The sequence below is a fragment of the Saccharospirillum sp. MSK14-1 genome (genome assembly GCF_003054965.1).
In the GTDB taxonomy this organism is placed as follows: domain Bacteria; phylum Pseudomonadota; class Gammaproteobacteria; order Pseudomonadales; family Natronospirillaceae; genus Saccharospirillum.
In genome coordinates, this window is record NZ_MIES01000033.1 from 1315532 (window position 1) to 1341279 (window position 25748).

At 55.7% G+C, this 25748-nt stretch carries 26 protein-coding genes; 4 read left to right on the forward strand and 22 right to left on the reverse strand.

The features are described 5' to 3' along the window. Nucleotides 1-54 precede the first annotated feature (54 nt). From BGP77_RS15135 to tcdA, 6 genes are all read right to left on the reverse strand, one after another. Nucleotides 55-1245 (reverse strand): amino acid aminotransferase, encoded by a 1191-nt coding sequence (locus BGP77_RS15135; protein WP_108165542.1) that lies wholly within the window; start codon nucleotides 1243-1245, stop codon nucleotides 55-57. 226 nt (nucleotides 1246-1471) lie between these two features. Beyond that, nucleotides 1472-2476 carry a glycosyltransferase gene (locus BGP77_RS15140; RefSeq protein WP_108165543.1) on the reverse strand — a complete coding sequence of 335 codons (1005 nt, stop codon included), beginning with the start codon at nucleotides 2474-2476 and terminating at the stop codon, nucleotides 1472-1474. A 195-nt stretch (nucleotides 2477-2671) separates the two neighbouring features. Continuing rightward, on the reverse strand, nucleotides 2672-3487 hold the full coding sequence (locus BGP77_RS15145; protein WP_108165544.1) for an RluA family pseudouridine synthase: 816 nt from the start codon (nucleotides 3485-3487) through the stop codon (nucleotides 2672-2674). Between the two features lie 53 nt (nucleotides 3488-3540). Continuing rightward, on the reverse strand, nucleotides 3541-5439 hold the full coding sequence (locus BGP77_RS15150) for a TIGR03545 family protein (RefSeq protein ID WP_108165545.1): 1899 nt from the start codon (nucleotides 5437-5439) through the stop codon (nucleotides 3541-3543). Nucleotides 5440-5451: 12 nt separating this feature from the next. Further along, entirely contained in the window at nucleotides 5452-5955 is a 504-nt protein-coding gene (locus BGP77_RS15155) for a TIGR03546 family protein (protein WP_108165546.1), read from the reverse strand. A gap of 91 nt (nucleotides 5956-6046) precedes the next feature. Continuing rightward, nucleotides 6047-6883 (reverse strand): tRNA cyclic N6-threonylcarbamoyladenosine(37) synthase TcdA, encoded by an 837-nt coding sequence (gene tcdA / locus BGP77_RS15160; RefSeq protein ID WP_108165547.1) that lies wholly within the window; start codon nucleotides 6881-6883, stop codon nucleotides 6047-6049. Between the two features lie 124 nt (nucleotides 6884-7007). Here tcdA and BGP77_RS15165 point away from each other — a divergent pair, with 124 nt between their 5' ends. Continuing rightward, complete coding sequence (locus BGP77_RS15165; RefSeq protein WP_108165548.1) at nucleotides 7008-8138, forward strand: MalY/PatB family protein; 1131 nt, start codon at nucleotides 7008-7010, stop codon at nucleotides 8136-8138. Here the strand turns inward: BGP77_RS15165 and BGP77_RS15170 are convergent. Beyond that, nucleotides 8111-8458 (reverse strand): DUF3024 domain-containing protein, encoded by a 348-nt coding sequence (locus BGP77_RS15170; protein ID WP_108165549.1) that lies wholly within the window; start codon nucleotides 8456-8458, stop codon nucleotides 8111-8113. The two genes, BGP77_RS15165 and BGP77_RS15170, sit on opposite strands and share 28 nt — an antisense overlap. A 5-nt stretch (nucleotides 8459-8463) precedes the next feature. Between BGP77_RS15170 and BGP77_RS15175 the strand changes: the two genes are divergently transcribed. Genes BGP77_RS15175 through BGP77_RS15185 form a run of 3 tightly spaced genes read left to right on the forward strand, consistent with a single transcriptional unit; the run spans nucleotide 8464 to nucleotide 9751 of the window. Then, nucleotides 8464-8691 carry a DUF3820 family protein gene (locus BGP77_RS15175; protein WP_108165550.1) on the forward strand — a complete coding sequence of 76 codons (228 nt, stop codon included), beginning with the start codon at nucleotides 8464-8466 and terminating at the stop codon, nucleotides 8689-8691. After that, nucleotides 8688-9383 carry a M48 family metallopeptidase gene (locus BGP77_RS15180; RefSeq protein ID WP_108165551.1) on the forward strand — a complete coding sequence of 232 codons (696 nt, stop codon included), beginning with the start codon at nucleotides 8688-8690 and terminating at the stop codon, nucleotides 9381-9383. The genes BGP77_RS15175 and BGP77_RS15180 overlap by 4 nt, the downstream gene beginning before the upstream one ends. Continuing rightward, on the forward strand, nucleotides 9380-9751 hold the full coding sequence (locus tag BGP77_RS15185) for a hypothetical protein (protein WP_108165552.1): 372 nt from the start codon (nucleotides 9380-9382) through the stop codon (nucleotides 9749-9751). The genes BGP77_RS15180 and BGP77_RS15185 overlap by 4 nt, the downstream gene beginning before the upstream one ends. Here the strand turns inward: BGP77_RS15185 and BGP77_RS15190 are convergent. The 15 genes from BGP77_RS15190 to rpsP all read right to left on the reverse strand — a co-directional run bounded on the left by BGP77_RS15190 (nucleotide 9748) and on the right by rpsP (nucleotide 25650). Next, a complete protein-coding gene (locus tag BGP77_RS15190) occupies nucleotides 9748-11055 on the reverse strand; it encodes an ATP-binding protein (RefSeq protein WP_158269401.1) in 1308 nt (435 codons plus the stop codon). The genes BGP77_RS15185 and BGP77_RS15190 overlap by 4 nt on opposite strands. A 40-nt stretch (nucleotides 11056-11095) precedes the next feature. Then, complete coding sequence (locus tag BGP77_RS15195; RefSeq protein ID WP_108165554.1) at nucleotides 11096-11773, reverse strand: response regulator transcription factor; 678 nt, start codon at nucleotides 11771-11773, stop codon at nucleotides 11096-11098. Between the two features lie 18 nt (nucleotides 11774-11791). Beyond that, nucleotides 11792-12088, reverse strand: coding sequence for a PepSY domain-containing protein (locus tag BGP77_RS15200; protein ID WP_108165555.1), 297 nt, complete (start codon nucleotides 12086-12088; stop codon nucleotides 11792-11794). 22 nt (nucleotides 12089-12110) lie between these two features. After that, complete coding sequence (locus tag BGP77_RS15205; protein WP_108165556.1) at nucleotides 12111-12668, reverse strand: glycine zipper 2TM domain-containing protein; 558 nt, start codon at nucleotides 12666-12668, stop codon at nucleotides 12111-12113. Nucleotides 12669-12799: 131 nt separating this feature from the next. Further along, nucleotides 12800-15178, reverse strand: coding sequence for an endopeptidase La (gene lon / locus BGP77_RS15210; RefSeq protein ID WP_108165557.1), 2379 nt, complete (start codon nucleotides 15176-15178; stop codon nucleotides 12800-12802). A gap of 624 nt (nucleotides 15179-15802) precedes the next feature. Next, nucleotides 15803-16258: a hypothetical protein gene (locus tag BGP77_RS15215; protein WP_108165558.1), complete on the reverse strand. Its 456-nt coding sequence runs from the start codon at nucleotides 16256-16258 to the stop codon at nucleotides 15803-15805. A gap of 15 nt (nucleotides 16259-16273) precedes the next feature. Then, on the reverse strand, nucleotides 16274-17788 hold the full coding sequence (gene lysS / locus BGP77_RS15220) for a lysine--tRNA ligase (protein WP_108165559.1): 1515 nt from the start codon (nucleotides 17786-17788) through the stop codon (nucleotides 16274-16276). A 52-nt stretch (nucleotides 17789-17840) separates the two neighbouring features. Further along, a protein-coding gene (gene prfB / locus BGP77_RS15225) for a peptide chain release factor 2 (protein ID WP_108165560.1) occupies nucleotides 17841-18948 on the reverse strand; the annotation gives its coding sequence in 2 pieces (ribosomal slippage) (nucleotides 17841-18863 and nucleotides 18865-18948; 1107 coding nt in all). A 70-nt stretch (nucleotides 18949-19018) separates the two neighbouring features. After that, nucleotides 19019-20734 (reverse strand): single-stranded-DNA-specific exonuclease RecJ, encoded by a 1716-nt coding sequence (recJ, locus tag BGP77_RS15230; protein ID WP_233252372.1) that lies wholly within the window; start codon nucleotides 20732-20734, stop codon nucleotides 19019-19021. Between the two features lie 4 nt (nucleotides 20735-20738). Continuing rightward, the gene (gene thrC, locus BGP77_RS15235) at nucleotides 20739-22133 is read right to left on the reverse strand and encodes a threonine synthase (RefSeq protein ID WP_108165562.1); all 1395 of its coding nucleotides are present in this window, start codon (nucleotides 22131-22133) and stop codon (nucleotides 20739-20741) included. Nucleotides 22134-22160: 27 nt separating this feature from the next. Continuing rightward, nucleotides 22161-23459 carry a homoserine dehydrogenase gene (locus BGP77_RS15240; protein ID WP_108165563.1) on the reverse strand — a complete coding sequence of 433 codons (1299 nt, stop codon included), beginning with the start codon at nucleotides 23457-23459 and terminating at the stop codon, nucleotides 22161-22163. Nucleotides 23460-23690: 231 nt separating this feature from the next. Next, nucleotides 23691-24056: a 50S ribosomal protein L19 gene (gene rplS / locus BGP77_RS15245; RefSeq protein WP_108124591.1), complete on the reverse strand. Its 366-nt coding sequence runs from the start codon at nucleotides 24054-24056 to the stop codon at nucleotides 23691-23693. Then, a complete protein-coding gene (trmD, locus tag BGP77_RS15250) occupies nucleotides 24046-24831 on the reverse strand; it encodes a tRNA (guanosine(37)-N1)-methyltransferase TrmD (protein ID WP_370446859.1) in 786 nt (261 codons plus the stop codon). The genes rplS and trmD overlap by 11 nt, the downstream gene beginning before the upstream one ends. Nucleotides 24832-24839: 8 nt before the next feature. After that, a complete protein-coding gene (gene rimM, locus BGP77_RS15255; protein WP_108165565.1) occupies nucleotides 24840-25379 on the reverse strand; it encodes a ribosome maturation factor RimM in 540 nt (179 codons plus the stop codon). A gap of 19 nt (nucleotides 25380-25398) precedes the next feature. Beyond that, entirely contained in the window at nucleotides 25399-25650 is a 252-nt protein-coding gene (rpsP, locus tag BGP77_RS15260; RefSeq protein WP_108165566.1) for a 30S ribosomal protein S16, read from the reverse strand. Nucleotides 25651-25748 lie beyond the last annotated feature (98 nt).

Sequence of the window (25748 nt, forward strand, 5' to 3'; positions counted from 1 at the left end):
TGACTGACTGAAATAATGCTACCGACCGGTCAGGACGACCGGCCGGGTTACACCTTAAAGTACTGCGACGATGGCGTCGCAGACGGCATCAATATTGGAGCGTGACATACCGGCCACGTTGATGCGGCCACTGCCCACCATATACAGACCGTGCTCTTCCTTCAGCGTCTTAACCTGTTCCGGCGTTAAACCGGTGAAGGAAAACATACCGTTCTGGCGACTGATAAAGCTGAAATCGCGCTTGGCGCCCCGCTCCGCCAGCTTGGCAACCATCAGATCGCGCAACTGTTGGATGTGATCACGCATGTCGGCCACTTCCTGCACCCAGGCGCTGCGCAGTTTCTCATCGGTCAGAATGGTCGCTACTACTTTGGCGCCGTGTGCCGGCGGGTTGGAATAGTTACCGCGCGCCAGTGTTTTTATCTGGCTGAAAGCAGACTCAGCGGTATCGCTGTTACTCGCCACCAACGTCATGGCACCAACACGCTCGTTGTACAAGCCAAAGTTTTTCGAGAACGATGAAGCCACCAGCAGTTCCGGTACTTTTTGCGCAAAGGCGCGCAAGCCGGCAGCGTCTTCATCCATGCCTTTGGCAAAGCCCTGGTAGGCGAAGTCGAACAGCACGGCAAAACCGCGCTCGGCGGCGACATCGGCCAGTTGCTGCCATTGTTCGGCGCTGGGATCGACGCCAGTGGGGTTATGGCAGCAGCCGTGCAACATCACCGCATCACCAGCAGGTATGTTAGCGAGATCAGCCAGCATGCCGTCGAAATCCAGGCTGTAATGGTCGGCGTCATAGTACCGATAGCTGGCGACGGTCAGACCGGAACTTTTGAAGACGTTGCCGTGGTTTGCCCAGGTCGGATCGCTGACATGAATGGTGTTTACGCCCAGCTGGGTTTTCAGAAAATCAGCGGCTAAACGCAAAGCGCCGGTGCCACCAGGAGTCTGGGCTGTGCGAGCGCGCTGCTCGGTGATGATGGGATTGTCCTGACCGAACAGCAGTGCCTGAACCTGGCGGCCGTATTCTCCGTCACCGGAAATGGCCAGGTAGCTTTTGGTGGTCTCTTCCTTCACCAACCGCGCTTCGGCTTGTTTGACGGTATCGAGAATCGGCGTCACACCATCGTCATTCATGAACACACCGACGCCCAGATTAACCTTGTTGGGCCGGGGGTCGGCGGCAAAGGATTCATTCAGTCCCAGGATCGGATCGGCCGGGGCAGCGCTGACGCGTTCAAACATGGAGGCGGGCTTCCTTTTCAGTCAGTGGATGACAGTTGGGTTCTGGAGTATAGCGCGTGCCCAAACCGTGGACTACGCGCGTTGCACTCACAACGACAAAATAACCAACCAGCTAGATGTATTGGGCACTTAGAGGACATTTCAACCGCTCACACAGTCCGCTATAGAGCAGGCTGAGCAGACGCCCAACGCACCTCAAGCGCCGTTCAAATCTCCGGTCTGACGATCAGTTTCCGCCCTGTTTATAGAGCCTCAGGTACGACTGCCTTACCTTCTCAATCGACGTATCCTGGATAAAAGAGTCAAAGCAGGCGGTATTTTGCGTCACTTCAACGCCATCCAATAGTTGCCGCAACTGATCGTCATCATCGAAAGCATGGATAGCTTGAGCGAGCGTCGGCCATTTCTGCAGGGTCTCCTCCACTAAACGACTGCGCCTGATGATCACTGTTTTTCTCAGCGACAACGCCAAATAAAGTGAGCCTGAATTAGTGATACTGACGTGCGGCAATACAATCACGCCAGCGCCGATGATTTTTTGATACAGCTGTTCATCTGAAAACCAATCAAAATCAAAGCTGATGGAACGACTGCTATCCGACTGAATAAGATATTCACCATAAGAAGGTTCACAAAAGCCACACACTTCAAGCTTTCGCCGGCGCTGGGATTGGTTATAAGCATCAACCAGCCTGTCTACGCCTTTGTATTCTGAGATCATCCCGAAATACAAAACGGAACTGTCGTTGTCATTGTGAATGTCTGGTTGGAAATGCAGTGCAATATCTGACAAGTAGTTATGGTGCAGAACTGTGACTGCTTTCTTACGAAACCTCTTTTTTATGTGCTCTCTTTGGTAATCAGAATGCACAATGATGTAGTTAACGATAACCTGTAAAAAATACCCCAGCCAACGCGCATATACCCTATTACGACGGTTATGGGTATAGCTGACCGAATTATGCAATGTCCATATCACCAATCCGCCCCTTAAACGAATAACAGAGGCCACCCCCAAAAGACGAATCATCCGCAGAAAACCTTTTACAACACCGCCCGAAATAAAGTCATCCATCCAATGGATATGCAGCACTCGGGCACCGTTAAAAAGAAACCCAAGCCGGCTGGAATAAAAACCCTCAAAATCATATTCATCCATTGAATCGTAGAGAATTCTTATATAGGGATTCCCACTCATTAATGGATGCACCATGATTGTTTTTTTATTCATTTACCCTTTCGCTTTTTAACGTCGCTTATTTCGTTTTCGTGTTAATGGTCACGAATGTTCCAGCAGCCCGATGCCCACACTGTGACTCATCTAACGTGTGATGATGGGGCAATCGTCACAAACACACTGATTAATCCGTAACCTGAAATCGTCCCTTAACGACGCGCCCAAATACTGGGCGCTCGCTGGCCTGCCTTACAACAAGGAAAACCGCTGGTGTTTAGCGGTGACTGGACAATCGAAGGACATTTCTACCGCCTTGAGCTTCATCCCTTCATTGCTCTTATTACCTTCTCCGTAGCGGGGATCGCCAATGACGGGATGGCCGATGCCATCAAAGTGGCGTCGAATCTGATGTTTGCGGCCGGTTTCAATCCATACATCCAGGGTTGATCGGTTCGGCTCTGCTTCGTATTTCAGTTTCTTAAACCGAGTCAGGGCTGACTTGCCTTCTATCTCGTTGTTGATCACCCCTTCGTCTTTAATATCGCCCAAAACCTCCACGCGATAACGCTTGGTCACAGCGCTGCCAGAAGCGAACAATTCCGACAGCTGCGCAGCGGCTTTGCGGCTGTGCGCGAGAATCATCAGACCGGAGGCTTCGCGATCGAGACGATGAATCAAAAACACGTCACGGCGCGGGCTGAAATACAGCTCGACCAGGCGAGGTAACGCCGCATGATCGCCCCAGTCGGTTCCCTGACTCAGAACACCCGGAGGTTTGTCCCACACGGAATAGTGCGCTTCATCGGCGATCAATCGTGGCAACGGGGGTTTGATTGCCAACAAGTCTTCGTCATAAAACACTTCGAATCGATCACCCGGCGCGATGTCAGTCATTGCACGACGCAAGCGACGGCGTTTGCCTTTTTTGCCGTCGACATGCCAAACCGCCCCTTTATTCATCATGTCTTTCAGTTTCGACTTTGACAGCTCAATGTTATCGACCAAAAAATCGATGGCGATCAAAGCGTCGCTGTCTTCAACTTCCAGTACCAGGTCTATCTGCATAAGGCATTACGTCTCACTGGCGGCCACAAGCCGCGCTATTGGACCGGCCAACATCAAAATGGCAGATCAAGTTTCTTGATTTCATCTTTAATGGCGTTTTCCGCTTGCGATTCCAAACGACGTAACCGCTGACGAACTCGGTCGCGCTCAGATTCAATGCGATCGGTGACTTGCGTTTGAAATTCATCCGCTTGCTGTTGAACACGATCGCGCTGCGCACGCACATCGGCCAATCGCGTCTCAAGTGGCGCTCTCAGCTGGTCGGCTTGCGCTTCGATACTGGCTCGACTTTGCGACAACCAGCGGTCGTATTCTTCGCGCACCACTCGGCTCAGCGCTTGGTTTAATTGATTGTCGAGGTCTGAGGTCAACGATATTTGTGGCCGACGCACCGTGCCTTCTACATCAATACCCATGTCGAATGAAGCGACGCGGCTCAGTGCCTGGTTCAGCAAGGTCGCGGTTCGGCTGCTGCCATCGGCCTCGAAATCGCTGTCGCTGAACTGCAGCAATAATTCACCGTCCAGCTCACCGTCGATGACATCCACACTGCCTGACAAATCGGTACGTCCGGGTGCCCAGTCCAACTGAGCATCGGAAACGGTCAGACGGCGTGCGCCCAGACCCAGGTCACGACCAAAGAGTTCAAAGCGGTCATGCACGCGTTCACCGCGTCGGTCGAGTACCCCTTCAACGCGCAGACGCGGATCGTCCAAATCGCCCTTGACGATCTCGATGCGCACGGGGCGGCCGGTCATACCTTGCTGGCCGGTCACATCCAACAGCTGCAGGCGCCAGGGTTGGCCGTCAGCTTCGAAACCGATCAACGCTTCGCGCAACAAAAAATTGGGGCTGGGGTTGGGGTGCGGGAAGCGAACATAACGGCCATCAAGACGCTGCGGTCCGTCCTCTTCACGACCCTCCGGAGCCAGTCGTGCCAGCCATGGAGAAATCTGCTCATACCAATCTTGCACCTGCTCGACCTGATCGAAAATCTCATCGCCGAGCAACATCCGACCGAAGCGTGTCGCGGTCGCCGCATTCAGAGGGTATTTTTCCCGCAGTGCGTTCCAGTCTTCGCCCGGCGCTGCAGCGACGTTTTCAATCGATGTTTCGGCCGTTTGCACAGCGTCACGAGCGGCCTGGCGAGCGTTGGCAACACTGCGCTGATCGCGTCCCGCCTGCTCTGCCAGTTCGTTCAGATCGTCGAGTGTGCGACGCACGGCATCAATGCTGTCCAGACGTCGCTCGCCCAGCGCATCCAATCGACGATCGTAATCAGCCAGGCTCTCATCGCTGGGTAACGCATCCAGTGCGGACCCTACATTGTCACTGGCGGCTTGCATTTGCGTCCGAGCCTGATCGACCGCGGCACGCGTTTGTTCGAGATTGGCTAAGGCCACCTGTGTGGGGTCAGGCAACGAAGAGGCATCACCATCGTCTGCAGAACGCTCGCTTGCGGCCGTGGACGTTTCTGCATTGGACGGTGCCGTCGTTGTGGCTGCGGGTTCTGACGCGGCATCGACGTTGGCATTATTAGCCGATGCGCCATCCGTATCCGCAGCTGAACGTTCGTCGCCTGATTGATGCAGCACTCGACCCGGTCGCCGACGCTCGGTACCGGAACGCATACCGTCGACGATCATCGCTTCAATATTAACGCGTCCAAAAAACAACGGCGCCAATCGCAACTGCAAACGCGCTTCGTCCAGTTCGAATAAATTTTTGCTCGGTTCATCGACGTCGGTGATGCGCAAGTCTTCGAGTTTGAAACCGATGGGACTGAACGTCAGGTCGACATCCCCGACGTTGACTTCCGCACCATTGATACGAGTGCCACCGGCCTCGATGCCGGCTTTAATCCAGTTATCGATAAAGAAAAACCCTATCACCAACAACAGCGCCAGCACTGCCACAAAACCGATCAAACCGCTCCAGCGAAATACTTTCATCTCAGCGATTCCTTATGGCAGTTTCTGATAAAGGTCATAGAGTTTGCTCGCCTTCAGCGCCTGCACAATTTTCAGACGCTCCAAAGACGGCATGAGCTTGGCGCGGTAACCCACCACGCTGTAGCGAAACAGCAGCACAACCGGCACAAACAGCAACAGGGAAACCACCAGGCTGCCCAGAGTGACGGTGTGGTTAAAGCGGGTCAGTTGCCAGAAATCGTTTTGATACAAACCCGTCCAGAATTCACTCCAGCCCGACGCCATCAGCCAGGCGTATCCCAACTGGTCGAACAAGGGGTCGAGCAAATACGCAAAGCCGGAGAAGATGACCCACAACGCGAAAAACGTCGCCAGGTTGACGCGGAAGATAAAAGCTAACAGCAGGATCAAGGCGTTATGCATTGACAGCACGGGGGTTAAGCCAATGATCAGCGCCAGGCCAGCGGCGAAAGAAATTTGCCAGGGCCCGGCTTCAGAATTCACGGCACGCAGGATTTTCAGCAACAGGGTCAGCATGGATGGACCTCAGGTCTAAGAACCGTCTTAACGGTTGATGAAGAACAGACGGATAAACGTAAGCGCAGTGTATCCCGAGCGAGTTAAGACGTCAGCCGGCAGTCGCGCCCGCATTCACCTTTTGTTCAGCGCGGCTTGTTGGATTACCGGAGTGTCGGTGTTTGCGCAGCAATCGATCCACAATCCGACTGGCGGCGACCATGCCAAAGCTGGCAGTCACCATCATGGATGCACCAAAACCGGTGGCGCAATCGAGCCTGACGCTGTCACCGTCGCTCGGCTTGGCGGCACAGACGTCACCGTTAGCCTGAGGGTAGCGCAGTTGCTCAGTGGAATAGACGCACTCCACCCCAAATTTGCGTTTTGCATTACGACTGAACCCATATTCGCGCCGCAACAGTTGACGGGTCCGCGCGGCCAGAGGATCCTGAATGGTTCGACTGAGGTCGTCGACTTTGATCTGCAACGGATCAATCTGACCGCCGGCACCACCGGTGGTCACTAACGAGATGCGCCGGCGTTTACAGAAATTTATCAGCGCTGCTTTAACGCGCACACTGTCGATGGCGTCGAGAACGGCATCCGGCGCTGGGTCAAGGTAGCGAGTCAGGTTATCAGGCGTTAGAAAATCGGTGATCGCAGTCACCTCGATTTCCGGATTGATGGCCCGCAAACGCTCGGCCATCGCATCAACTTTCATACGACCGATGTTGCCTTCCAAGGCGTGTGATTGACGGTTGGTGTTCGAGACACAGACGTCGTCCAAATCAATCAGAGTGATGTGTCCGACCGCGGTTCGCGCCAATGCCTCGGCTGCCCAGCTGCCGACGCCACCAAGCCCGACCACCACCACATGACGCTGTTGCAAATAGGCCGTTTCATCTTGGCCGTACAAGCGCTGCGTGCCGCCAAAACGCTCACTGGTCATCTGTTTGTTACCCCGCTTTACTGTGCCTGATACAAGCGGCGCGCATTGTAGCAGAAGCATCACCGGAACTTGCCAGTTTTGCCGCCATGGGGCAGCATGCCGCCAAACCTCAATTGATCCTGCCATGTTTAACGCTGTCGATCGTCGCAACACCCACGCCATTAAACTCGAACGCTACTGCGACCAACCGGTACTGCCCATGTGGGTCGCCGATATGGACCTGGCCACAGCGCCGACTGTCCAGCAAGCCTTGGAACAACGCTTCAGCCATCCGGTGCATGGTTATACCCATCCCTGGCCGGAATTAAACCAGGCGGTGGTGGGCTGGTGCGCTCAGGAATACAACTGGGCCATCGAGCCGGACTGGATTCTATGGATGCCCGGTGTGGTGCCGAGTTTCAACCTGGCGATTCAGGCCTTCGCCCAAGGCGGTCGCGTTATCGTGCAGGAACCGAATTATCCGCCATTACGCGCAGCGGCCGACAATCGAGGCTGCACGCCGGTCCCCCTGTCGGTGCACTTCGATGGCGACCGCTGGATGTGGGACTGGCAACAGCTGACCACCGAACTGGCGCATCCGGATTGTCACCTGATGATTTTGTGCAATCCGATGAACCCACATGGCACCGTGCTCGAGCGAGCCGATCTGGAGCGACTGGCGCAGCTGTGCCAGGCCCACCAGGTAATGCTGTGTTCCGATGAAATTCATTGCGACCTGCGTTTGGAAGGCGGCCAGCATTGCCCGGCGGGTTCACTGGAGGCTTTGCGTGATAACAGCGTCACGTTGATGGCGGCCAGCAAAACCTTCAACGTCGCTGGCCTGGGTTGTTCGTTTGCCATCGTGCCCAATGCGCAGCTGCGCCAGCGTTATCAGAAAAGCGGTCATGACTTACTTCCGCACCCGTCCTTCCCGGGCTATTTCGCCGCCGAGGCCGCGTTCACCGCCGGTAAACCCTGGTTAGATGCGCTGCGGTTGCAATTGCGCGATAACCGCGACCGCCTGGCTGACGCCATCAACGCCCTGCCCGGCCTACGCTATCAGCCGCAGCCAGCGACGTTCCTGGCCTGGATTGAATCCGATCTGGCACCGGGAGAAGCGATGCGGCATTTTATTGCGGCGGGCGTGATGCCCAGCGATGGCAAGGACTTTGGCGATGATCGCGCGGTACGACTGAACTTTGGTACCGACGCAGCAACATTGGATATGGCCATTCAGCGGCTGAGTGATTACTGGCGCCAGAATATGCCCAGCTGATCGTCATACACCGCGTCCAGTAACGGCTCCGGACGGCTTAATTCGGGGCTATCCGGCACTCTCAGCCAACGGCCTCGAGTGCCCCGAAAGTACAGCCGCCAGCGGTCTTCATGCCAATTCAACAGCGCTATCGGCAGAGTCACCGTCTCGCGTGTTAACGGATGCGGTGTTGTTTGCTGAATCACCAGCGCTGTTTTATACAATTGACCGGTCAGTTCAATACCCCGACGCCGATGCTCCAGAAACCGCGCCAGGCTGTGCTCAGCCTGCCTGCGGACAAATTCCGGTAAGGTCACAGGGTTTTCTACAGAGGCACTCACACGGCATGTCCTTCCAACAACAAGATCTCATCGAACTGGCACGAACCACCATGCCCTTTGGCAAATATAGCGGACGTCCGCTGATTCGCCTGCCCGAAGAGTATTTGCTCTGGTTTCAAAGCAAAGGCTGGCCATCGGGTCGCCTGGGGCAGTTAATGGCATTGGCACTGCTGATTCGCAGTGAAGGGCTGGAGTCACTGATAACGCCGTTGATGGAAAACCCCTCGCGATGACGGAGGTGCTCAACTGGCGCGGTGAGCAGATTCCCATTCGTCGCTCCAAGCGCAAAACCCTGGCGCTGCACGTGCGCGACGGTCAGGTCGAATTACGCTTACCCAACCGCACTCGGTCGGCTGAAGTGTTGGCTTTTGTCGATAGCCGCTCTGACTGGATTCACAAAGTCCGCGAGCACCAACGCCAGCGCAGTGAAGAACGCCCCGATTTTTCCCAGTCCGCATTCTGTCCACTGATGGATCAGCAACTCCAGTTGCTCATTCGCCCCGGCCGTCGGGCACAATGGCACTGGCAGGGCGATAGCCTGCAGCTCGATGTGGCTGATATCGACAAAGACAACGTTCACACCCTGCTGGCTGACTTTTACAAGACGCAGGCGCGGCACATACTGACGCAGAAAACCGAACAGCTGCTTGCGGCCCGGGGCTGGTCGGACCGACTGCTGGATATTCGACTGCGGCGCACTCGAACCAAGTGGGGTCATTGCACCGCCGAAGGCCGTATTCAGTACAATTGGCTGATCATGCTGGCACCAGAACGCGTGGTCGATTATCTGGTGGCGCACGAAACCGCCCATTTGCTTCACCCGCACCATGGCCCGGCATTCTGGGCTGAAGTCAATCGCAGCCACACCGGCTGGCAAGCTGAACGCCGCTGGTTGCACGAAAACGGACACCGTTTGCAGTTATGAACCAAGAATACTCTGTTGATCGTCGCCACCGTCGTAAGCCCGATATTTGGATGCGCTTGTTGCAGATATCCAATGTCTCAGCCTGGATTGTGCTGCTGGGCTTTCAGTGTTTGTGGTGGATTGCCAAGCCAGAAATGGATACCGGCGTGGTGCGCTATCACCAATTAGAAATGCGTACGCAGTGGATGCAAAGCGTGCTGCCGTGGATGCCAGTCGCACTGATCGGCTGCATCAGCTTATCGGTTGCGGCGTTGCTGTTAAGCCACTATCGCTCACGTCGCCGTCAGGACGGGAAGTACCGCAACCTCTGGTTGCTGTTGGTGCTGATCGCGTTTTCCGTGGTCTTTTACTGGACCGAAATTCGCTAAGCCGCTGGCAGATACAGTCGAAAACGAGCGCCACCAAATGGGCTGGTATCGATGTCCAGCGTTAAGCCATAGCTGGCGAGAATATCGCGCACCATCGCCAAGCCGATCCCCTGCCCTGGCTGCAACGTATCCAGGCGCTGATGACGCCCCAACACCTGCTCACGCGCCTGAGGTGAAATGCCCGGGCCATCGTCGTCAATATCGACGCACCAGCTGTCGGGAAAGGCTTGTTCGCGGCGGACCGAAACGGTGATCACAGAACGACTGTATTTAAAGCCGTTTTCCAATAAATTGCCCAACACTTCGAGCAGATCGTTAGCGTCCATGGCCACCGGCCAAACGGCGATATCAGGCAGATCGAGTACCTTATCTTCACTGGCAAAGGCTTTTTCCAGTGCCCGTCCAACCCGGCCGAGCGCCTCACCTAAATCCACTCGCTGGCCCAGCACTGGTCCGGACCGCGCTTCAGTCACTGCACGCTGCAACTGATAACGCACAATCTGATCCATGCGCACGATTTGCTCGTTTAACTCGTCAACATCACCCGGCTCCAGCGTTCGCATCACGGCCAGGGGTGTTTTCAGACTGTGCGCCAGGTCGGCCATGGCCTGACGGTAGCGATCACGCTGACCCTGCTCGGCTTCCAGCAAGCGGTTCAGATTATCGGTTAAAGGCGTCAGTTCTCTGGGGTACTGGCCTTCCAGGCGTCGGGCATCTCCGCTGCGAATGCGCTGCAGGTTCAGCGCGACCTGACGCAACGGCGCCAGGCCCCAGCGAGCCACCAGCCAGAGCGTCACTAACAGTGCCATGGTCACCGCACCCAGCCCGCCCCAAAGCTGATTACGAAAGGCTTGCAGCGTCTGCTGCAGTGGCGCGGCATCTTCTAACACCCAAAATTCAAACCGGGGCGTGTCGCCATTAAGGCCTTCCCAGAGCACCGCGTAACGTTCGTAAACGTACCCACCATAATTACCAAATTCTTCCTCGCCCGGGGGAACATCCGGCTGATTACGAACCCAGTCGAGTTGTTCAAACCATTGGCTGGACAAACTTTCCCAGACGATTTGCCGCTGCTCATTGAGGACCAAAGCGACCAAGCCCGATTCAGGTGAGTTATAGCGTTCTTCAGCCAGATAGGTCGGCAACCAGAAATCGTTACCGTTGAGCTCCGATTCCGCCAGCAAGTTCAGCACACGCAGAAACAAACGCTCTGACTGCCCGGTCACCAGGCTGCGCTCGACCGCTCGATCCAACGCCAGACCCGTAATACCCAGAAACAACAGCAACACAACGGTCGCCGACACCAACAGGCGCCGACGCAATGAGTAGGTGGGACGGCTTGGCTTAGCTGGCATCAGCGTTAAAGCGATAACCCAGACCTCGTTGGGTCAGGATGGGGTTGCGCTCGCCTTCGGGATCCAGCTTTTTGCGCAACCGGCGGATAAAGACTTCGATGACGTTACTGTCGCGGTCAAAATCCTGCTCGTAGAGGTGATCCGTCAGTTCTGCTTTGGACACCACTTTGTCGCGGTGCAGCATCAAATATTCGAGGGTGTTGTATTCAAAGCTGGTCAGTTCGACGGACTGACCCTCGACATTCAGGGTTTTACTGGCGGTATCGAGCTCATAGATGCCGACACTCAACGACGGCGATGCCATGCCAACGCTGCGCCGCACCAACGCTTTGACACGGGCCAGCAACTCGGCAAACACAAAGGGCTTGGCCAAGTAGTCATCCGCACCGGCTTCGAGGCCAGTCACTTTATCCTGCCAATGGCCGCGTGCGGTCAGTATCAGGATGGGAAATCCACGGCCCGCTGCGCGCGCCTGCTTGATCAATTCGATGCCATCCAGTTCCGGTAAACCAAGATCCACGACCGCCACGTCGTAATCGTGCTCACGCGCCATAAACAGGCCATCGCGGCCATCGACACTCAGATCAACCGCGAACCCTTCCTTCTTGAAACCCTGCTGCAGGTGTTCGCGCAGCCCAGCCTCATCTTCGACGATCAATAAGCGCATCTTTCTCTCCTGGTGTGATCAGGGTCGGTCCGCCGGATTAACGGGCTGACCGCTGGCGGGATCAAAATCCACAGAACGTACCCGACCGCCTTCAAGCAAAATACGCAGTCGATACACCCAATTACTGCCGCTGCCGGCGCGCTCAACCTTCACCACCCGACCACTGTAGAGGCACTCAGCCGCTTGCACGACAGCGCCCTCTGTCGTCAAAGGTAATCCGGCTCCGGTACAGGGATGGTTTTCGGCGCTGACCGGTGCGGTCAGCATGACGGTATACAGGGCGGTGGCCAGGGTCAGCCCGAGCAACCTCAACATGGGTAGGTGTGCCTCATTGTTATTATCTCGGCGTCACCTCGACCTCCAGTTGAACGTAGCGGCCGGGATGACGATCCATGATGGTGGTGAATTCTCGACCATTGTACCGGTAGCGAACTTCATAGCCTATCAACTCGCGGCGATGATGGCGGTATTCGACTTCACATTGACGCTCAGTGCGGTAACGCACCACGGTTTCTTTGCCACCGCCGAGCTCGTGGCCAATGGCACCCCCAATGATGCCGCCGGCAATCGCACCGAATATCTGCGATTCAGGCGAATGGCCGGCATTGGAACCGACCGTTGCACCCAGAGCACCGCCAATAATAGCTGCACCGGGATTGCCGTTGTTCTGCGTATAGCGTTCAACTTCGACATCCCGAGTGCGGCAGATTTCATATCGCGAGCCACTGTCGCGGTAATAGTAGGTTTCATAGATGGGCTCGGCGTATACCACCCGGGCATCAGCGTAGAAATGCTGACGATCACTGTAGCGATAATGGTCGCGATAGTGATCCGCCATGGCGGCACTGCTGGCACCCAGCGCCAGGGTCAGAGTCAACAAACGGATGGTTTTCATGTGCGTCTCCAGCATTTCCGGATTAAAGCCGGTTTCTGTGTTTCTGACGCTGACTCTAGTGCCGCCGGTCTTAACCCTGGCTGAACCGTTTGAATCCAAACGAAGGAACCCTGGTTAAGACCGATTGCAAGCTACCCAAAAACGCCCTGCACCACCTGATCAAAATGATCGGCAAAGGTCACCGTCAAACCTTTCTTCAGGTAAGCAGGCAGCTCGTCAAAATCACCGCGGTTAGGTTCCGGCAGAATCAGTTTGCGAATGCCCTGACGCCGCGCCGCAATGACTTTCTCACGAATACCACCCACGGCCAGCACTTCACCGGTCAAGGTGATTTCTCCGGTCATCGCCAGGCCCGCCGGCGGCGCCTTGTTCAAAGCCAGACTCAATAGCGCGGTGGACAAGGTTACGCCCGCGCTGGGTCCATCTTTCGGTGTCGCGCCTTCGGGCACGTGGACGTGAATCAGGCTTTGCTTAAACAGCTCAGCATTGCCGCCGTAACGCTGTGCATTTGCCACAACGAAGCTGTAGGCGATTTCAGCGGACTCGCGCATCACGTCACCCAGTTTGCCCGTCAGCTTCAGGCCCCGCTGATAATCGTGCACGCGTGTCACTTCGATCGGCAAGGTGGCACCGCCCATCGAGGTCCACGCCAGACCCGTCACCACGCCCACGCCTTTGAGTCGTTTCTCGTGCCGGAACACCGGCGTACCCAGTAATCCGGGCAGGTCTTCCGGCTGGACCTGTATCGCACTGTCCGGTGCTTCCAAAAGACGCACTACCGACTTGCGAATGATCTTGGCCAGCTGCTTCTCAAGATTCCGCACACCCGCTTCACGGGCGTAGCCTTCGATCACCTGACGCAACGCCTTCCGGCTGATTTTCAGTTGCTTTTTATCAACGCCAGCGCGCTCCAGCTGGCGTGGCCACAGATGACGGCTGGCAATATCCAGCTTTTCTTCCGCCAGATAACCGGACAGGCGAATCACATCCATGCGGTCGAGCAAGGCTGGCGGGATGGTGTCGAGCTGATTGGCGGTACACACAAAGAGCACCTTCGACAGATCCAGACGCAGATCCAGATAGTGATCCAGAAATTGACTGTTTTGTTCCGGATCGAGGGTTTCCAGCAACGCCGACGCCGGGTCGCCTTGATAGGACGCGCCGATTTTATCAATCTCATCCAGCATGATGACCGGGTTCATGACATCGACGTCTTTCAGCGCCTGGACAAACTTGCCCGGCATGGCACCAATGTAGGTGCGACGATGGCCTTTAATCTCAGCCTCATCGCGCATACCCCCCAAGCTGAAGCGATAGAACGGACGCCCCAGACTGTCAGCCACCGCCCGGCCAATGGAGGTTTTACCCACCCCGGGCGGACCGACTAACAGCACAATGGATCCGGCGATTTCGCCCTTATAGGCGCCCACCGCCAAAAATTCCAGGATGCGCTCTTTAACGTCTTCCAGGCCCGAATGATGTTTGTCGAGCACTTTACGGGCGCGCTGAAGATCCAGCTTGTCTTCGCTGTAGTGGCCCCAGGGAATTTGCGTTGCCCAATCCAGATAATTCCGAGTCACCCCGTATTCAGGCGACCCGGTTTCCAGCATGGACAACTTATGCAGCTCCTCGTCGATGCGCTTCATCGCCTCGGGCGGTACGGTTTTGTCTTCCAGGCGCTGACGGAATTCGTCGGCATCGCTCTGACGATCATCCTTGCTGATGCCCAGCTCTTTCTGGATGTACTTCAACTGCTCGCGCAAAAAGAACTCACGCTGATGCTCAGACATCTCCTGATTAACCTGATCGTTAATCTCTTGATGTAAGCGCGCCACTTCCAGTTCGCGCTTCAACAAGGCCAGCACCCTTTCCATGCGCGCCAGCAACGGCAGCGTATCGAGCACGTCCTGAAGCGCATCGGTATCGGCTGAGGTAATGGCCGCAGCAAAGTCGGCCAGTGGTGACGGCTGATTCGGACTGAACCGATTCAGGTACTGCTTCAACTCTTCCGAATAGAGCGGATTGATTGGCAACAGCTCTTTAATGGCGCCGATCAAGGCCATGGCATAGGCACGCACTTCGCTTTCCGACTCTTGCGGTTCCGTCGGGTAGGCGACCTCCATCAGATACGGCGGCTTACGCGATAACCAGGAACGCATCTGCACCCGGCGCAGCCCTTCGGCGATAAAGTGAATGGCTCCATCGCGCTCACGCACCTGGTGAACCCGCACCACGGTGCCAGTAAGCGGCAGTTGATCGCGTCGGATCGAATGGGCCTCAAAGTCATCAAGGTGGAACAGGCAGAGCAACTTGTGCGGTGTGTTGCTGACCCGCTCCAGCGTTTCCCGCCAGGCATCGGCCTGCACCATGATTGGCATGATCTGAGCGGGGAAATAGGGTCGGTTTTGGACCGGGATCAGATAGAGTTTATCGGGGAGTTGTTCATCACTGGGGACCAGGGCAGAACCGCGGCTGATTATTTCAGGTTGATGTGGATCTTGATCAGTCATGCATTTGAGTCCAACTGCAAAGTCGACTCGAAAGTGGGGCCATGGGCCGGCAAATCAATTGCTGATCGTCACGCTGTTTGAAAGCCGCACCAAAGTTGCTCCTGGCCGCCGAATCTCGACCCGATTTCGATCATTGTATATCCGCCTTTCATCGCGCCGTCAGCTTGACACTGTTCACAAGGTTACCGAAACCCTGAGCCCATCAGGGCTAGCGAAGAGTGTCCACAAAATCTGTGGATATCTCTGTGAAAAAAACTGTTTAAGGTGGCCTCAGCTACCATCGTAACGGTATTGCCATAAATTGATCAAAATTTAAACTATGTTTATTTTTCTTTTAATATCAATAGGTTACAGGTTTTCAGCATATAAAATATCCAAGTGCGTATTGACTCAGAGGCCCAAAGCAGTGTTCCACTCAACCGCACACCAGCTTGGGGATAGATTGCCTAAACTCTTTTTCATATCGCTTCAAGCCACGCCTTACGTCAAGTTTGTATCAATTTGTAATCATTCATATTTTTGTCACGCCTGAGCGTCAAGGGCGTCCGTTTTTATGACGCAATAATGCCAACGGACGCGCACAAAAAAGCCGGCATTCAGCCGGCTTTGAGCAAGGGCAACGTCTTAGTCGACCAACCAGCCCTGAACGGTGTCGATACCGTGCTCTTCAATCCACACGTCCAACGGCTTGGGATTGCGGCGTTTCTTCTCGACACGCTCACCGGTGTTCGGATTTTCATAGGTGCCGATTGCCAGCTTCGGACCAGTAGAAGCTTTGGCAGCCTTCTTGCGAGCGCCTTTAACACCACCGACACGAGCGAAATACGCTTGCAGCTCTTCGTAGAATTCCGGTTTGTCAGCCTTCTTACCCTGAGCCTTAACCCATTCAATGATCGCTTTCGAACGGGCCGTGAAGATGTCGTATTCGGAGATGCCGTACTCGTCGAACAACTTACGCACTTCTTCCTGATACTGCTCGAAGCCTTCCATCCGTTTGGCCTGGGCTTCTTTTTGCTTGCGCAATTCTTCGATCTTGGCTTCGTGTTCCTGAATTTTCTTATCCAGATCCGGGTCTAGCATTCACTGTCTCCTGGGTTATTCGCCCGCACTGCGGGGTTTCATATGTGGAAAAAGGATGACGTCTTTGATCGAAGGTGAATCGGTGAAGTACATCACCAATCGATCGATACCGATGCCCTCACCTGCCGTAGGCGGCAAGCCGTACTCCAGGGCGTTGATGTAATCGTCGTCATAAAACATGGCTTCGTCGTCACCGGCGTCCTTGGCATCGACCTGGGCTCGGAAGCGTTCAGCTTGATCGATGGGGTCGTTCAGCTCCGAGAAGCCGTTGGCAATTTCGCGGCCGCCAAGGAAGAACTCGAAACGGTCGGTGACCTCCGGGTTGTCGTCATTACGACGCGCCAGCGGCGATACTTCGGCCGGATAAGCGGTAATAAACACCGGACCATCGAGTTTTTCTTCAACGGTGGCTTCGAATATCTCGGTCTGCAGTTTGCCCAATCCCCAACCGGGTTGCGCTTCAATGCCATGACGCTTGGCCACGGCTACCGCCGCATCGCGCTTGTCGATATCAGTGGCCGACAAATCCGGGTTGTATTTGAGGATGGCATCGAACATCGTCAAGCGCTCGAAGGCCGCGCCCAAATCGAATGTCTTGCCCTGATAATGCAGCTCGGTCGTACCCAGCACTTTCTGCGCAATCTCACGCAGCATGGCTTCGGTCAAATCCATCAGGTCGTGATAGGTGGCGTACGCCTGATACCACTCGAGCATGGTGAATTCGGGGTTGTGTCGCGTCGAGACGCCTTCGTTGCGGAAGTTACGGTTGATCTCGAACACCTTCTCGAAACCACCCACCACCAGTCGCTTCAGATAGAGTTCCGGCGCAATGCGCAGGTACATGTCGATGTCCATGGCGTTGTGGTGAGTGACAAACGGCTTGGCGGTAGCGCCGCCGGGAATCACCTGCAACATGGGCGTTTCGACTTCCATGTATCCACGCTCGGTCAAAAACCGGCGAATGCCGTTGACGATGCCCGTGCGCACTTCAAACACTCGGCGGGTATCGTCACTGATCATCAGGTCAACATAACGCTGGCGATACTTCATTTCCTGATCGGCCAGGCCATGGAATTTATCGGGCAGCGGCCGCAGCGACTTGGTCAGGATGGTCAGGTTGTCGAGTGATTCAACCGAGACATAGAGTTCGCCCTTTCCCGATTTGGCCAGCTTGCCGCGCACACCGACGATGTCGCCGATGTCGAGCAACTGCCAGTCCTGGCTTTCTTTCTGCAACAGCTTGGGCAGATAGGCCTGTATACGGCCACTGCTGTCACGCAGGCCAATAAAAGGTCCGCCGCGACGCATCACACGACCGGCAACGGCCACGCTGACGTCTTCCGCTTCGACCGCTTCTTTGTCCAGGTCGCCATACTGCGACTGCAGATCACCGGCCATCTGCTCGCGGCGGAAATCGTTCGGAAACGCCTGCGGCCGGCTGGCAGCCAGGTCAGCCAGTTTCTGTTTGCGCTCGGCAATCAGATGGTTTTCGTCCGTTGCGGTTTGGTTATCGATTTGGTTATCGGTCATCTTCTGTCAGTCCACTGTCGGGGTGCCCGGCGTGCGGGCACCGGGCACGGTTTCAGAGCCCCTTCTTCAGAGACGCTTCGATGAATTGATCCAGGGCACCATCGAGTACCGCCTGGGTGTTGTGCGTTTCCACGCCGGTGCGCAGATCCTTGATGCGCGAATCGTCGAGCACGTAAGAACGAATCTGACTGCCCCAGCCGATGTCCGATTTCGAGTCTTCCACCGCCTGGGCGGCTTCGTTGCGTTTCATCATCTCGAATTCGTACAGCTTAGCTTTCAGCTGTTTCATCGCCTGGTCTTTGTTTTTGTGCTGTGACCGGTCGTTCTGACACTGCACCACAATGTTGGTGGGCAAGTGGGTAATCCGCACCGCCGATTCGGTCCGGTTAACGTGCTGACCACCGGCACCGGAAGCGCGGTAAACGTCGATACGCAGATCGGCCGGGTTGATTTCCACTTCGAAGCTGTCATCAACTTCCGGCGAGACAAACACCGAGGTAAAGGACGTATGGCGACGGTTGCCCGAATCGAAGGGCGATTTGCGCACCAGGCGATGGACGCCGGTTTCGGTGCGCAGCCAGCCAAAGGCGTATTCCCCTTCAATGCGAATGGTCGCCGACTTAATACCGGCCACTTCACCGGCGGAGGCTTCCATCAATTCGGCTTTGAAACCTTTTTCTTCAGCCCAGCGCAGATACATGCGCAGCAGCATTTCTGCCCAATCCTGCGCTTCGGTACCGCCAGAACCCGCCTGAATATCCAAATAGGCGTTGGTGGCATCCATTTCGCCGCTGAACATACGACGGAATTCGAGCGTTTCAAGCTCGGCTTCCATGGCATTTAAATCCGCCTGAATATCGGCCACGGTGCCGGCATCGTCTTCTTCGGCAGCCATATCCAACAAATCGCCGGCATCACGAGTGCCATCGATCAGACGCGTCAGTGTGGTGACAATGGTGCTGAGGTTACTGCGTTCCTGCCCCAGGGCCTGGGCACGTTCGGGTTCATTCCAGACGTCCGGCTGGGCCAGTTCACGTTCGACTTCGTCTAAGCGTTCTTGCTTTACATCGAAGTCAAAGGTACCCCCTAAGCACGTCGGTGCGCGCCTGAAGGTCTTTGATCTGTTCTTTGATCGGATTGATTTCCACGGGCCGCTCCATTTGCAAAAAAGCAGGGTTTGCCGATTTCGGGCGGCGTATTTTATCGAAAATTCAATGCCTTAGGTAGTGATTAATCGCGCGGTGCGAGGTCGTTAAAAACCAGTTGTACGCTTTCGCGACCGCGATATCGATTGCACTGCAATTGATAGACGCCATCCAGATAGGGTTTTTGCGTTGGCCAGATTGAGGGTTCGATATTAAAGGCAATAGCGTCGACCACCTGGCCGTTCGGATCACTCAATTCCAGTTTTAGATGATGCTCACCTACGATGCGCTGGCTTTCGATACGCCAGCGGCCGTGAAAACGCGGTTCCGGGAAATTCTGGCCCCAAGGTCCAGCGGTTTCGAGCAACAGAGCAGTTTCCAGATTCAACTCCGCTGCCTGCAGTTCGCCATCGGTCACGATGGTTGGAATCAACGCTTCTGGCTCGCACAGCTCACTGACCGCCCGATCAAACCACTGGCGTAATTCGTCCAGACGCTCTGCTTCAATGGTTAACCCGGCGGCCATGGCGTGCCCACCAAACTTGCGCAACAAACCCGGGCACTGACTGGCCATCCAATCCAGACCATCGCGCAGATGAAAACCGGCAATGGATCGCGCCGACCCTTTAAGCAGCCCATTATCGCTGGCGGCCATAGCGATCACCGGACGATGCACTCGATCTTTAACCCGCGATGCCAAAATACCGATCACACCTTCGTGCCAATCGGCTTCAAACAACACGTGTCCATTGCGGTTTTCTAAATCGCTGAGATCGTCGAGATAGCGCTCGGCATCGACCAACATGGAGCGTTCGATGGAACGCCGCTCGCGATTGAGCGCATCCAGTTCAGCAGCGCGCTGGCGTGCCTGCGCCGGGTCACGTGCCAGCAGGGTTTGAACACCGACCGTCATATCGTCCAGCCGGCCTGCTGCGTTCAAACGCGGACCGACCACAAAACCGAAATCCTGACTGCGAGCATGGCGCCAGTCGCGTCCGGCGACTTCAAATAACGCCAGGATGCCTGGCCGGGCACGACCCGCCCGAATGCGCGCCAAGCCTTGCTGCACCAGGCGACGATTGTTGGCATCCAGCGGCACCACATCGGCAACCGTGGCCAACGCCACCAAATCGAGCCAATCGGCCAATGCGGGTTCGCGGTGCCCCTGCTCAAACCAGCCGGATTCGCGCAATCGCGCGCGCCAGGCAATCAGCAGATAAAACATCACCGTGCAGCCGCAGGCCGCCTTAGATGGAAATTTACAGCCGGGTTGATTGGGATTGAGCACGGCATTGGCGTCGGGCAATTGCTCGCCGGGCAAATGGTGATCGGTGACCAAGACTTTAACGCCCGCGGCTTTCGCCGCCGCCACGCCATCCAGACTGGCGATGCCGTTATCGACCGTAATGATCAGGTCCGGCGCTTGTTGCAACGCCAATTCGACGATTTCCGGAGATAACCCATAACCGTATTCGAAGCGATTGGGCAGCAGAAAATCGACGTCCAGGCCAAAAGCGCTCAGAGCTTCGACCGCCAGCGTCGTACTGGTCGCGCCATCGACGTCGTAATCACCCACGATCAACACCCGCCAGCGGTGCTGCAACGCCTGTTGCAACAAATCGACAGCCGCGTCGATGCCCTTAAGCGATTGCCAGGGCAGCAGGTGTTTCAGTTGGGAGTCGAGCTCGACCGCTGCGGTTACTCCGCGAGCGCGGTACAGCCGGTCGAGCAAGGGATGATCGTGAACCGCTGGCCCTTCCGCCAGCGTTCGTTCACTGATGGCCGGTAGATCGGCACTCAAAACATCAACCGAACACGGTATCGGCAATGTGGGCTTGCACCTTGGCGAGATCCGCCGGTAAGACGCTGTAGCGCTCCGAACGCTGCATCAAATCGCTCAGATGATGCGGTAATTCCGGCGATTGCAGTCCGGCTTGTTCGATCGCATCGGCAAACTTGACCGGGTGCGCCGTGCCCAATGTGATCATCGGATCAATATCGCTGCGTCGCGTCGCTCTCGCTGCGGCCACACCAATAGCCGTATGCGGATCGAGCAGATAACCGGTGTCGGCATGCACACTGCGAATGGTGTCGACGGTCCCCGCATCATCCAGCGCATGGCTGTCGAACAATTCGCGGGCGCGGGCCAAGCGCGCTTCGTCAAGGCTGACGTTTTCGTTATTCAGTTTATCCATCAGCGTGCTCAGGCTGGCGCCATCACGGTCGTACAGATCAAACAGCAGTCGTTCGAAGTTGGACGACACCACAATATCCATCGATGGCGACAAGGTATGCGCCAACGGCTGTTTCTCGTAGAGGTTCTTGCTGAGCACCCGGTGCAGAATGTCGTTCTGATTGGTAGCGACCACCAACTGACCGATCGGCAATCCCATTTTCTTGGCCAGATAGCCGGCAAAGATGTCGCCGAAGTTACCGGTCGGCACCGAAAAAGCCACCTGACGATCCGGCCCACCGAGGTTAAGCGCTGCATAAAAGTAGTAGACGATCTGCGCCATTATGCGCGCCCAGTTGATCGAATTGACCGCGACTAAACGGCGCTCACCACGCAGAAAAGATTGATCCCCAAAGCTGGCTTTAACCATCGACTGGCAATCGTCGAAATTGCCTTCGATGGCGATGTTATGAATGTTGTCGCCTACAACAGTCGTCATCTGGCGGCGCTGCACTTCGGACACGCGCTGATGCGGATGCAGGATAAAGATGTCGATGTTGTCGCAGCGCTTACAGCCTTCAATGGCTGCCGAGCCGGTATCGCCAGACGTCGCGCCTACAATCACCGCGCGCTCACCTCGTTTCGCCAGCGTCACATCGAGCAAACGACCCAGCAGTTGCAACGCAAAATCTTTAAACGCCAGCGTTGGGCCCTGGAACAACTCCAGCACGTATTCGTTGTGATCAATCTGCGCCAACGGTGCTACGGCTTTATGGCCAAAAACGCCGTAAGTTTCCTTAAGCATGGTTGCCAGTTCATCATCGCTGACAGCACCGGCAACGAACGGCTGAATGATGCGAAACGCCAGTTCGTGATACGGCAATCCGCGCCAGGAGCGGATTGCATCCTGGCTGTATTGCGGCAACGTTTCCGGAACGTACAAACCACCATCGCTGGCCAGCCCCGTCAGCAAAACGTCTTCGAATTCCAGAGTCGGAGCCTGGCCCCGGGTGCTGATGTATTTCACGCTGCTTCTCTCTTTATATTCTTTTGGTTAGCCGTCTAATTGCTCTACCCGAATCCGAACCACCGGGCGCGGTACGGAATCCAATGCTTCGAGCTGCTCAATGGCTTTATCCATGCGCTTTTCACGCACGTTATGCGTCAGCAGAATCAGCGGAACAACGGCCGCTTCGTCTTCCGGCTCTTTCTGAATGATGGCTTCAATATTAATGCCGTTATCACTCAACACCTGCGCAATCTTGGCCATCTGACCGACTTCATCACGCACGGTGATGCGCAGGTAATAGGACGTTTCGATTTCACTGACCGGCAGCACCGGCAGGTTTTCGGTTTCAACGCTGTAACCCAGATGCGGCACGTTTCCGGCATTATCAATCTCGCGGGCGATATCGACGATGTCCGCAATAACCGACGACGCGGTTTGCTCAGAACCCGCACCCGGTCCGGTGTACATCGTCGGACCGACGGCGTCTCCTTCCACCAGTACGGCATTCAGTACGCCATTAACGTTGGCCAGCAAACGCTTTTCCGGTACCAGTGTCGGATGCACACGCAGCTCAACACCTTCGGACGTTTTGCGGCTGAAGCCCAGATGCTTGATGCGATAACCCAGCTCTTCGGCATACTGAACATCTTCGCGGGTAATGCGGCTGATGCCTTCGGTGTAGACCTTCTCGAACTGCAGCGGAATACCGAAGGCGATGGACGCCAGAATGGTCAGCTTGTGCGCTGCGTCGATGCCTTCCACATCGAAGGTCGGATCGGCTTCAGCATAACCCAAGGCCTGCGCCTCCTTGAGCACATCATCAAACATCCGACCCTTTTCTCGCATCTCGGTGAGAATAAAGTTTCCGGTACCGTTGATGATGCCGGCCAGCCATTTAATGTCGTTGGCGACCAGACCTTCACGAATGCCTTTGATGATCGGAATGCCACCGGCGACCGCCGCTTCATAGGTCACGACCACGCCCTGGGCTTCGGCGGCTTTAAAAATCTCGTTGCCGTGTTTGGCAATCATCGCCTTGTTGGCTGTGACGATGTGCTTGCCGTGGGCAATGGCTTCAAGCACCAGCGCTTTGGCAACCTCTTCACCACCAATCAGTTCGACCAGAATATGAACATTCGGATCGCGAGCGACCTCGAAGATGTCGCGCGATACCTGAACATCACCCAGTTCGCAGTCCGGGTGATCGCGACGGGCACCAACGTGGGTAATTCGCACCGGCTTACCAGCTCGACGAGCAATGTCTTCCAGGTTCCGACGCATGACATTAAAGGTGCCGCTGCCGACGGTGCCCAGACCACAGAGTCCCACATTGACTGATTTCAAAACCTGCCTCTCTTATTCAAGGTTGGATCGCGCCCGGCAAAATGCCGGAAGAATGCTGAGCGAAACATACTGAGGGGGCTGGCTGCTGTCAACGCGAAGCCCGCCGTTATGGGCTTTGCGCCCAAATTCGCTCTGTGATTTTTTTGCAAGAAGCTGTTTCACTGCATCACCACAGATGACAGCCATAAAAAAAGCAGCCGAAGCTGCTTTTTGGGAAACATCGATCCAGGCTTAGCCTTTGCGGTCGATGCGTTCCTTGATGCGAGCAGACTTACCAGAACGCTCACGCAAGTAGTACAGCTTGGCCTGACGAACCGCACCGCGACGCTTGACTTCAATGCTGTCAACCAACGGTGAGTAAGTCTGGAAGGTACGCTCAACGCCAACACCGCTGGAAATTTTGCGAACGGTGAAAGCGGAGTTCAAACCCCGGTTACGCTTACCAATGACCACACCTTCGAACGCCTGCAGACGCTCACGGTCACCTTCTTTTACTTTGACCTGTACAACGACAGTGTCACCCGGGCCAAAGGCCGGGATTTCTTTATTCATCTGTTCAGCTTCAAGCTGCTGAATAATCAAATTGCTATTGCTCATCACTCCGCTCCTGATCTATCGCGCGAGTCAAAAACTCATCCAAAAGCGCCTGCTGTTCTGCGTTAAGTATCTTATCAGCCAACAGGTCCGGTCTTCTTTGCCAGGTGCGCCCTAATGCTTGTTGCAATCGCCAGCGACGAATGTCGTCGTGGTGACCACTGAGCAAAACCGGCGGCACCGCTCGGCCATCCAATACTTCAGGCCTGGTGTAATGCGGACAATCCAACAACCCATCGGTGAATGAATCTTCCTCGGCAGAGGCTTCGTGCCCCAATACGCCGGGAACCTGACGACCAATGGCGTCGATAAACGCCTGAGCGGCCAGTTCGCCGCCGCTGAGTACAAAATCGCCCAGCGACCACTCTTCATCCACTTCCGTCTCGATGACTCTTTCGTCAATGCCTTCGTAGCGGCCACAGACGAAAATCAGGTGACGGTGATTGCGCAGTTCATTCACCCCGTTTTGGTCCAGCCGGCGGCCTTGTGGCGAAAGGTAGATCACCTTTGCCTGATTGCCGCTGGAGGCCTTGGCGGCCTGAATGGCGTCGCGCAATGGCTGCACCTTCATCAGCATTCCGGGGCCACCGCCAAACGGTCGGTCGTCCACGGTACGGTGCTTGTCGTGGGTGTAATCGCGCGGGTTCCATAACCCGACTTCAATCAACCCGTTTTGCACCGCCCTTCCGATGACGCCTTGCCGTAAAAACGGTTCGAACATCTCCGGAAAAAGGCTGACCAGCCCGAACCAAGCTTTCGGTTCGGCTGTTCGAGACAGTTCCGTTGTCAAAATTCCGGGTCCCAGTCGACCAGAATGCGACCTGCTTCGAGATCGATATCCTGGACGTAGACATCCGGTACGTACGGGATTAAACGCTGCTGACGATCAACACTGTCGGCATCGCCTTTGACGACCAATACATCGTTGCCGCCGCCCGCACTCATTAAATGATCCACTTTACCCAGTCTGACGCCCGTGGCGTTTTCAACCTTCAAACCTTCCAGTTCGTACCAGTAGTACTCACCTTCAGGCAGTTCCGGCAAAAACTCCTCCGGGACAGCGATGTCGGCTCCGCAGTAGCGGCGGGCTTCGTCGCGGTCATCGCAGCCGGCGATATGGGCAACCATGCCCTTGCCGTGACTGCGTCCCTTGTCGATTTCGACGTGGGTCCAGTTGCCACCCAGGTTCAGCATCCACTCGCCATACTCGAGGATGCGATCCATCGGTTCGGTGTAAGAATAGATTTTCACCCATCCTTTAATACCGTACACCGATGAGACTTTACCCAGGACAACCATCTTGTCCGGTGTTTCCGGCGTCATCATTCAGGCCTTGTCGTACGAATCAGGCCTGGGCCTTCTGATAGTCTTTCAACAGCTGGGCGACACGATCAGACGTCTGTGCACCTTTGCCCTGCCAGTACTCTACCCGCTCCAGGGCGACGCGCAGGCGTTCTTCCTGGCCACGAGCGATAGGGTTGAAAAAGCCAACGCGCTCGATGAAACGGCCATCGCGGGCGTTGCGGCTGTCAGCGACGGTAATGTGGTAAAACGGGCGCTTCTTGGAACCACCCCGTGAGAGTCGAATGACGACCATTCGCGTCCTCCTGTTGCGGGCAAGCTTTGAAATCACCTGCCGTTTTGGATCTCCAGAGGGATTACCTCTGAATGCGGAAAGACCGTTCGAAAACCGCT